This window comes from Sphingobacterium puteale (genome assembly GCF_050986225.1).
In the GTDB taxonomy this organism is placed as follows: Bacteria; Bacteroidota; Bacteroidia; order Sphingobacteriales; family Sphingobacteriaceae; genus Sphingobacterium; species Sphingobacterium puteale.
Map to the genome: position 1 here is coordinate 5,263,046 of NZ_CP158959.1, position 9,919 is coordinate 5,272,964.

Annotated in this window: 6 protein-coding genes; 1 reads left to right on the forward strand and 5 read right to left on the reverse strand. The window is 42.8% G+C overall.

What is annotated here, in order from left to right; translation table 11 throughout:
• Positions 1–26: 26 nt before the first annotated feature.
• Positions 27–566, reverse strand: coding sequence for an RNA polymerase sigma factor (locus tag ABTV71_RS22180; RefSeq protein ID WP_433901118.1), 540 nt, complete (start codon positions 564–566; stop codon positions 27–29).
• Between the two features lie 569 nt (positions 567–1,135).
• On the opposite strand from ABTV71_RS22180, the gene ABTV71_RS22185 reads away from it, so the two are divergent.
• Entirely contained in the window at positions 1,136–1,780 is a 645-nt protein-coding gene (locus ABTV71_RS22185; RefSeq protein ID WP_433901119.1) for an NAD(P)-dependent oxidoreductase, read from the forward strand.
• A 321-nt stretch (positions 1,781–2,101) separates the two neighbouring features.
• Here ABTV71_RS22185 and ABTV71_RS22190 read toward each other — a convergent pair whose 3' ends face one another.
• From ABTV71_RS22190 to ABTV71_RS22205, 4 genes are all read right to left on the reverse strand, one after another.
• Positions 2,102–3,667 (reverse strand): DUF4832 domain-containing protein, encoded by a 1,566-nt coding sequence (locus tag ABTV71_RS22190; RefSeq protein WP_433901120.1) that lies wholly within the window; start codon positions 3,665–3,667, stop codon positions 2,102–2,104.
• Between the two features lie 44 nt (positions 3,668–3,711).
• Positions 3,712–4,926, reverse strand: a complete 1,215-nt coding sequence (locus ABTV71_RS22195) for a SusE domain-containing protein (protein ID WP_433901121.1) — start codon at positions 4,924–4,926, stop codon at positions 3,712–3,714.
• Between the two features lie 121 nt (positions 4,927–5,047).
• On the reverse strand, positions 5,048–6,688 hold the full coding sequence (locus ABTV71_RS22200; RefSeq protein WP_433901122.1) for a RagB/SusD family nutrient uptake outer membrane protein: 1,641 nt from the start codon (positions 6,686–6,688) through the stop codon (positions 5,048–5,050).
• A gap of 16 nt (positions 6,689–6,704) precedes the next feature.
• Entirely contained in the window at positions 6,705–9,701 is a 2,997-nt protein-coding gene (locus ABTV71_RS22205; RefSeq protein ID WP_433901123.1) for a SusC/RagA family TonB-linked outer membrane protein, read from the reverse strand.
• Between the last annotated feature and the right edge of the window lie 218 nt (positions 9,702–9,919).

The window sequence follows — 9,919 nt, forward strand, 5'->3', positions numbered from 1 at the left end:
AAAAATTGATGCACAAGTTGAGTTGCTTATAAAAAAAAGATAGATAGGATTTTGTCCAGCTTGAACCGGACAAATTTCGAGGCGAGGCTGAGGTGATTGCGTACCGTATTTTTCGAGAGTCCTTCCTCATCGGCAATTTCCTGATAAGATTGGTCTTCAAACTTGCTCCGTCGGTAAATTGCCTGTTGCTGTGGCGGCAACTGTTCAATAATGGATTCTAATATAACTTGTAGCTCTTTGCCATCTAGCTCATCCTGCAGCGAAAAACTTTCAGGCTTAATGTACTGAAGTGACTGCAGATAGTTGGACCGGACCAGCGATTTACGGAAATTGGATATGGCCATTCTTTTTGAAATAGCAAATAGAAAGGGGAAAATGGCTTCCGGACCGGAAAGCTGCATCCTTTTTAAATAAAATTCAATAAAAACTTCCTGGGTAACTTCCTCCGCGTCACTATCACTTTTACAGAGCTGCCTGACTTTAAAATAGATAATCGGCTGATAATACTTGAACACAATACCAAAAATAGACTGATCCCCAGCTTGTAATAAGAGGAAATCGTCCATTGATATGGAAATATGTTTCAGCCCAGCGATCATGAATTCGGTATATCTAATTGATGCAAATTAACCTAACAGATGTTAATTTCATATAAAATTAACATTAATATCCATAATTTCGAGTTCAATCACCCTATAAAAAAACAGTGCTGTCCATAAAGATTGATCTCTATCAGCCCATGAAATAAGACAAAAATACTGCTGTTGAACCTTCAAATACTTAATAGAAGTATCTCAGCCCCCGCCTTTGGCAAACCCTTGTTAGCCGTTCGCCCAAATTATTCTTCAGTCTCTTCATTTTGGCCTTCTAAGTAGAAATTATATGTTTCAAATGTTATTTCGTCAGGAAATTCTTCTAGCAAATTCTTGTTAACGGTAGTATTTTTGTTGGTGGTAAGGTTTTTTGTTATCTGTTGGCGATATTTCAATTTATTTTTTAATTTAGTTACATTAAAATCTCTTTATAAAATATTGATTTTCGATTTATCAAAAGCTAAAAGGCTTTTGACAGATTCTTTCGTCTGCTTAACAGCTTACGAATGCTACTTCTATTTTCAAATTTTATAAAGAACAAAATGAATCATAAAATAAAAATCGCTGTGATTGGCGGTACAGGTAAGTCAGGAAAATACCTGGTCAAACAACTTATAGAACAAGGTTTTCAACTCAAAATTCTTCTTAGAGACCCTGATAAATTTCAAATTAAAAATTCACAAGTCGAAGTTATTAAGGGTGATGTACTAAATTATACTTCCGTCAATGCTTTAATTGAGGGCTGTCAGGCTGTAATTAGTACATTAGGTTTGGGTGTTCCCGCTAGTGAGCCCACAATTTTCAGTCGGGCAACTACCAATGTTATTCGTGTTATGAAGGAACAAAATGTTCAGCGATATATTGTATCTACTGGCTTGAATGTTGATACTCCTTTAGATAAAAAAGGCCCTAAAACGCTCTTTGGAACAGCGTGGATGAAAGAAAATTTCCCAATTTCAACAGCTAATAAACAGTCAGAATTTGAAATTTTGTCAAACAGTACCATAGATTGGACTTTGGTAAGACTTCCTTTAATTGAGCAAACCGATCATAGCGGTGAGCTAATTGTCAGTTTAGAGGATTGTCCGGGCGATAAAATAAGTGCTACTGATTTGGCTAATTTTTTAATTAAACAACTGTTCGATGATAGGTTTGTTAGAAAATCTCCGTTTATTGCCAGTCTGTAATGTCGATAGTGAGCCTGAGAACGGCTCACTATCTTATTTGCGCAGGGTCGTTATAACATAATCGCTAACGTCTAGGGTATTGCCTAAAACGGCGATTTCTGGTTTTAGACTAACGGACAGGAAAACTCGGTAAATAGCAGGAATGGGCAGGTGAAAATATTGACAGCTATAGAAACTTACGCCAAGATGTATTCAGTGACAGAATGCACTGGGAAAGCAGGTAATATCGTATAACAACGGGACTGTCCAATCTTTTTGAACAGTCCCTTTTGCCTAAAAAACATCCGCTAATATCGCTATTTAAAACTTATACGAATGATGTCACTGTACCTGTACTCCCAATAGTTTTAACCATCCGGTACTGGTCATATCCCCATTTACGGCAAGTTTTATTCCCGGCTGATTTTCATTTGTTGTATCTACGATGGCAACGGCCCAGGTATAGTTTCCGGCAGGTACATCAACATTAGCTTTCAACTCGTACGCGACTGGATTATTCTTAAGCCAGGTTGAGGGCTCTCCTTTGTCATCGACAAAAACTTTTTTCACCCTGTTTTCTTCATCCAGGAGTGCAAAAGCTACTTTATATTTATAATTCCACTGGGGAATATTGTTCGGAAAATATCCCCAGCCCATGTTCCGCCAGCGGTGGTTAATTGTCGTTTCTGTCCCCGAATTGACTTTCTCCGGTAAATAAACACGATCGGGATATAAACGATAGCCACCTTCAGAAATAAAACGCTGGCATAAGGTAAAAGATTTGGTGAACCAGCTTTCAATTTCACCGATACGGAAATCCATCATGTTTACGGCAGCTTCCAAGGAGCTGTCAAATTCGCCCTGCCGAACATCTTCGGGATGGTCTTGCCTATATTTACCGCTTGGATCAGTCCAGTAACGATGTGTACCAGTCGTAATCCAACCACCTTCCATAATAATCGGGCGTTTAAAATTCCAGACCTTGGCAAAATTCTTCTCCCAGCTTTGATAATAATCGGTCATTCCAAAGGCATCCTGACGCAGGCTGTACCCTTTGTTGATCATCTTATTCAACAGCTTCTCTGAATTAGGATTGGGAACTCCATTGCCCGCAGGGTCGCCAACTACGCGATGATAATTGATCAGCAAGGGGACCTTTGTAAAATTCTTCGCATACACATCCGAAATCCAATCAACGACTTCTTCTTTGATCACCTCTATGTTTTGGCCGGAAGGATTATTAGGATCTTCGTAAATGACACTATGCCCTTCACCCCACAAGCCTAGTCCGTAGGCATCGACAAAGGAGGTTTTATTTAAATCATTAAAATCCTTCGCCAACTCTTCGATCAGCTTGCTATAATATTTTCTAAAAATAGGATCTTGCAGCACGGGTGTTTTTCTATCCGGAAAAGATGTATTGGCCACATAATACTTGGCGCCTGCATCGAACACAAACTGCGGCGTATTTGCCCCTTGATCGCGGCCGTCGACGACGATACGAAAGGCGATTGGCAATCCTTTATCTTGTGCCCCTTTGATCATTTTATAAATTGCCGTGCTGGGGTCCCGCCAGGCATATACGCCATCTACAGGATTAAAAGTTCGCCAGCTGGTACGGATATAACAGGCAGATGCATAGTCAATTGCTTTGACCGTTTTACCTAAGTCAGGTACATAGAATTGGGTATCCCAATAAGAAGGAGTCCCCGAAGCTGAAGCATACATGACCCAGCCGTTCAAAGGGTTACGAAACATGGAACTCCGGTTGTAGCTGGGTTTCACCAAGGTGCCCGCTATATCTTTTTCATTATCAGCACTATCTTTCTTGCATGAAACCGCTAGAAAGCAAAGCATGATAGCAAATGCGCTGAGGCAGGCTTTTTTATAGTTTATATTGTTTTTCACTTTCAGAAATGTTAAAGTTAATTTAAATGCTTTTATGCAATTGCTTACCGTTTTAACCCCAGAATTGTCATGTTCCTTAGATCAAAAATCAGCACATTGGTCGTGGCCGGAATGGTGAAATAAGAATTGCGGTTGGCGCCAACGGTACCTCCGCCCAATTCTGCTACTTTTCCTAAAGTAAGCGTCAGGGTCTGAGCCACACCTTCAGTCGTAGGCGGAGCACTAAAAGCATAAGCCAGGTTTTTGTTATTACTGTTATCTCCGGTTACGATAAACTTCGTGGTACCTACTTTACCGCCGGTATAAACCAAAACCTGCGGATCGGCCAAACTTACCTGACAATCCATTTTCACCGGAGTTCCCCAGCCGTTAATGCTTCCGTGCATCCATAAATCGGTTACGGTAGTCGTATAAAGCTGGTCTCCTGTCCATGTCACTATTTTAGGAGCAAGTGCTTTCGCTGGCGAATAAATGGTTGCTGTCGCTTTTTGCATATTGACCACAACGCGATACTCGCCCGCAGTTGCTATTTTCCAGGAGAACACATTTTCTCTCATTTTAATGCCAACGGCATTTCCATCGTTTAGCTCACCGCTTCCATCGGCGGTTACGACATAATTGGTTTCACCGTTAAATTCGACCGGGATTTCCAGTTCACCAGGCTGTAAATTCAATACATAAGCATACTGATCCAGATTTTCCAATGTTTTTGGCATCTCCACCTTGCTCCCGCCAACGGCACTTCCGCTTAAAAACACTCTATCGGCGTCAAAAACAACGGTCTTGATCGGGTTCACGGTAATCCTTACGGTCCGTACTTCGGGGGCTTCAAAAGTAGCGCCCCCCTCCCATTGGGCAACCACCCTAAACTCCAGCGTAAAACTCTTATTTGCGGGTATACCCCACTTTTCGTTGGCCCAATTTTGCAATTGTTCAGAAGTAAAGCTTCTACTGAATACATTATCATCCTCATAGTTGAATATGGCTGTACCGGTCCCAAAATTGTTTCCCACCACATCTAACATGGTACTGTAGCTGACCAAATGGTCATCTGACTGTGCCCTAGCGGGTTTCCAGTTAAATGTGACAATATCTTTGGTCATATTGACCTCGTCCAGCGTAATGTTTTCTGACGAAGGCTGAAGTTCCATCGTCTCATTGACTTTGGGTATATCCTGAATTTCCTGTTTGCACGATAACTGGCAAAGCACCATGCATAAGAGAAATAAGGTTTTGTATAAATAATTGATAATTTTCATTGATTTATATTTTTGCTAATATTTTGGATAGAATCATGCGTTTGACTCGCACAACTACGTTTTTCATCAGGTGGAAAGCTGCCGAAAATACGATCAGGATTCGGACAGCCTCCCATAAACATTAATTATAACCCGGATTCTGCGGGAACGGTGCACCTGTATTGGCATCCCTGATTACCTGTGGAATAGGCCACAGGATATTGTTGTCCGTGATTTTATCCTTTATCGCATTATTATATTTTTTGACCCGCTCCACCAAAGTATTGGTACGCACGAGGGTAAACCTTCTGCTTTCTTCACCAACTAATTCGCGGATACGCTCATCGAGCAGGAAATCCATATTCATCTGCGCGCCGGTAATTTCGGACGCTCCGGCTCTTTTCCGCACCTCGTTGACGGCTTGGGCAGCTTTATCCGGCATATTTTGTCCCAAATAGGCTTCCGCAAGCAACAGATAAGTTTCGGCCAAACGGAATTTCATACGGTCTTTATAGCTACCGGTCAAACTTAAGTTTTCGGTACGCCCGTAAAAGAATTTTGTAATCGCCGGAAATAAGCTTTTTGTCGTAAACCAGGTCTGTTCGGTAATATTGGCTTTTTTGCCATATAGCGAGGCCTCGTTCGCATTGTTGTAATACCAGTTGCGTTTAATGTTATAACCCGAATTACGGATATCATTTGCTTCAAAAATACCGGCCACATTGCCTGTCGCATTGGTACCCGTGGTGCCTACCCACCATTTCATAGGTACTAACTGTGCGATACCACGACCGCCCAAGGTGTCAGCCAAAACAAATCCTGTAATCGTCGAGTAGTTCGGTATCCAAGCCCTACGCGTCCAGTCATCCGAATTGGTACCGCCGCCGATGGTGTTAAACTGGAACTGCAATACCCAGATACTTTCTTTATTGCCGCTTTTCCTATTTTGATTATTTTCCAGAAATAAATCGCTGAATACATCGCCTGGTTTACTGCTATTTACGCCGTATCTGTTTTTCATCAGGTTATAATAACCGCTATTAATGACCGCCAATGCGGCTTTTTCGGCTTCGGCATGATTGCCCTGCAACAGGTAGATCTCACTCAGTAAGTGGCTTGCTGCCCATTTGGTCAGCTTCCCTTCTTTGACGCCGTCTGGATTGGTAGGCAGGTTATCCACCGCAAACTTCAGGTCGTCTACCATATGGCCGATGACTTCGGCCTTTGGTGTGCGTGTAAAATTAAGCTGAAAATCATACAAAATGGTTTCCACATAAGGTACATCGCCATAGAGATAAACCAGGGTACGGTAAGCATAAGCCCGAAAGAAGCGAGCTTCGGCCTGGAAGCGTGCTTTATCTTCCGGCGTGTCCCAATTGGTGTTTTTTTCGGAATAAACCAACATGAGGTTTGCCGATGAAATAAGATTATAAGCCCAGTTCCAGTAGGTTCCTACAAAACGCTCGGAGGCAGTCAATGTAAGATTGGCAAAAGCCGTCAATGAGCCATCACTATTAATGGCATCTGCAATATCCGTAGATACCTGTAAGGCTTCGTATGGGCAGGCACCATTATGGATGAAGGCGCCACCTTCGCCATAGGTATTGTATTCTGAACGTGTGAGTGTATACAAACCAGCACTCCCCACTTCGAAACCGTAGGTGCTGGTATAGGTGTTTGAGGGGGCCAGTTCAGTTTTCAGTTCTTCCTCCAGAAACTTCTTACAGCCTCCTAAGGTTAACAATACGATAAGCCCCAAACTTGTTGTGATAATATTTTTCATTTTCATGTCCATTCGATTAGAAGTTTACATTTAAGCCAAACATATACGAACGTGCCGTCGGATAGGAGGCCATCCAGGTGTTGTCGTAATTGAGTACCTCTCTGATATTAGAAATCGTATTCAGATTGTTCACGCTAGCGTTTATATCAATACCATTTACACCGACCTTTTTAGCAATTTTGTGTGGCAATTTATAACCAAAGGTGATGTTCTTCACCTGTACGTAGCTCACCTTTTTATAGTACCCGTGTCCTAATGGATTGAGATAACCGGGTGAAACAATCGTCGCATTGGGATTCTCCGGTGTCCAATAATTGGCATCGTGTACATAATTGGTAATCCCGAAAGTCCAGGCCCCAAGATTGGCCATGTGATCATCGCGCCATACATCAAAAACCCCGGTTACCAACGCAGATGCATAAAAATTTTTGTAAGCAAACCGATTGGCTAAAGATGCTGTATAGCGTGGATTTTTAGATCCGATGACCACCCTGTCACTCGCTTCTATCTTGCCGTTACCGTCGCGGTCGTACAGCTTGGCAGCTCCGGGTGCTGCCCCATCCACAGTAATGGTTTCTCCATTTTGCCATACACCGATCATTTTATAATCGTAGAATACTCTTAATGGCTTACCAATAAACCAGTTGTTGGCAATATCATCGATACCATCCCCTCTCAACTCGACAATTTTATCGCGGTTTAAGGAAAACACTGCGGTCGTATTCCATTGAAAATTTTCTCCTTTCACGTTCGTCGAGTTTAAGGTGACTTCAATACCTTTATTTTGGGTGGCGCCGATATTATCCCAAATCCGGTTATACCCGTTCATGATAGGTACGGTACGGGTCATCAGTAAATCTTTCGTTTTAGAGAGATAGGCATCGATAGTTCCCCCCAATCTATTATTAAATAACTGAAAGTCCAGCCCCAGGTTGGTCGAATAGGTGGTTTCCCATTTCAGATTAGGGTTTCCCACACCATCACCGGCCAAATAGGCTGTCGTAACGGCAGTGCCATCATCGCCCCAGATATATTTTACATTGGAGTATAAGCGGTCTAACGTGCGGTATGGTGTAATCGCCTGGTTTCCGTTGGCGCCATAAGAAAGACGGATTTTCAGCATGTCCAGCCATTTGGCGTTATCTTTCAGAAAACGCTCTTCTCCGATTTGCCATGCTGCCGCCGCCACAGGAAAGAATGCGTATTTATTGTTGACACCAAATACCGAGGCTCCGTCTGTACGTCCTGTCAGGGTCAATAGATACTTGCCTTTGTAAGCATAATTTATTCTGCCCATGTATGACAGCATCGCAGATTCCGATAAGGAAGCGCTGTTGGAAACAAGACGGCTGGCCGAACCGATCATAAAGTATTCGGTATCGTCAGTTACAAAACCTGCTCCGCTTTGCGCTGTTGACCAGCTTTTCGTTTTTTGCATACTGAATAAACCCGTCACGTCAAAACGATGATCGCCGATCTGCCGCTCGTACTTGAGCAGGTTCTCCCAAGTGTAATCGTTATAATTGGAATTGTTAATGGAAGCACTGCCTCCGGCCTGTGTACCTTGATCTCTGCCCTCAAAGGTATTGCGGCCGTAATAGGTTCCTGTAAATCCGTTCCGATAATTATAACCAAAATTTGATCGTAAGGAGAGACCTTCCACAGGCAGCAAAATATTGGCATAGCCCGAAAGAAAGAAGTTGTTATTATACCTATCCTGAATCGCATTGACGTTGCGCATCGGATTGACGATCAATGAATACTCCATGGGCTCGGGCACATACTTCCCCGATTCGTCTTTATAGCTTCCATAAGGACTTTGTTTTATGGCATGTTCCAAATTTGGCGTAATACCACCGTCGCTTTTTCGGGTATATTGCAGGCCAACACCAGTGGTTAACCATTTATTAAAAGTCTGGTCCACATTGGTGGTAATATTTAAACGTGACAACTTAGAATTGTATACCACCCCCTCTTGATCCAAAGCCGCGAGAGCAGCCATATATTTTGTATTCTCTGTACCACCGGAAATGCTCAGCTGATGATCCATGGTCATGGCTTTTCGAAAGACGTAATCCTGCCAATTGTTAGTAATACCTTTCGCATAGTTGCCGCGCTCTGTTACACTAATAATATCACCAGCAATGGGATCTAATAAAGCGCCAGTATACCCTTGCCTAATTCGGGCAATATCCTGTTGAAAGCGGATATATTCATTTGGTCCCATCACATTGATGCGTTGCATAGGCTCGGCCATGCCGATCAAACCTTTATAGTTTACCTGGGCTCTACCCAGCGCCCCCCTTTTTGTTTGTATCAGAATAACCCCATTGGCCGCACGCGAACCGTAGATAGCCGAAGCCGAGGCATCTTTTAAGATCGAAAGGTTTTCGACGTTGTTTGGATCGATATCTGCCAGGGATCCGCTGTAGGGAATACCATCTAAAATAATCAACGGACTATTGTTGGCCGATATCGAATTTTCACCGCGTATCAACAGGGTCTGTGATGCTCCTGGCGCAGCTTCTCCGGTCGTAATAGAGAAACCAGCCACCTGCCCCACCAAGCGATCCATCAGGTTTGAGGTAGATACCATGCTTAGCTGCTCTTTTCCGACCACGGCCAAACCTCCCGTCAAATCTTTCTTCTTGGCTGTACCGTACCCTACGACCACGACCTGATCCAGGACATTATTCCCTGACATCTTCACATTGATGACTCCAGATGGATTGACCTTTACTTCCTGGTTATTGGAACCAATGTAGGTAAAGAGTAGCGTAGCCGTGCGTGATGCCAAAATGGTATAATGGCCATTTGCATCTGTCTGAACACCGGTTTTCGCCCCTTTAATCATGACCGAAACACCCTTAAGTCCTTCTCCTGCATCATTGGTGACCTGACCTTTGACATTTATTTGATCTGTTGCTTGCGAATAAGCATAATTTGTCGCCACCACCGATAGGGCGGCACTCATTATCCAGCTCCTGAGCCAGATATGTATCTTTTGTATCATTGATTTATAATGGTTAGTTTAAAATTTACTTGCGTTCTTTACTTTCCCTTTCCCGTAAAGAATATGAGTTTAAAATAGGTCTGCTTCAATAGGCTTGGATTTTAATTTAAATTTTGTGATACATAATATCTCATTGCTGCAAATGCATGCGCAATGCCGAGGGCAAGACTTCGTTTTCGTTCTTATTGACGAAACCTAAAATTCCGTTGCGCCTTGCT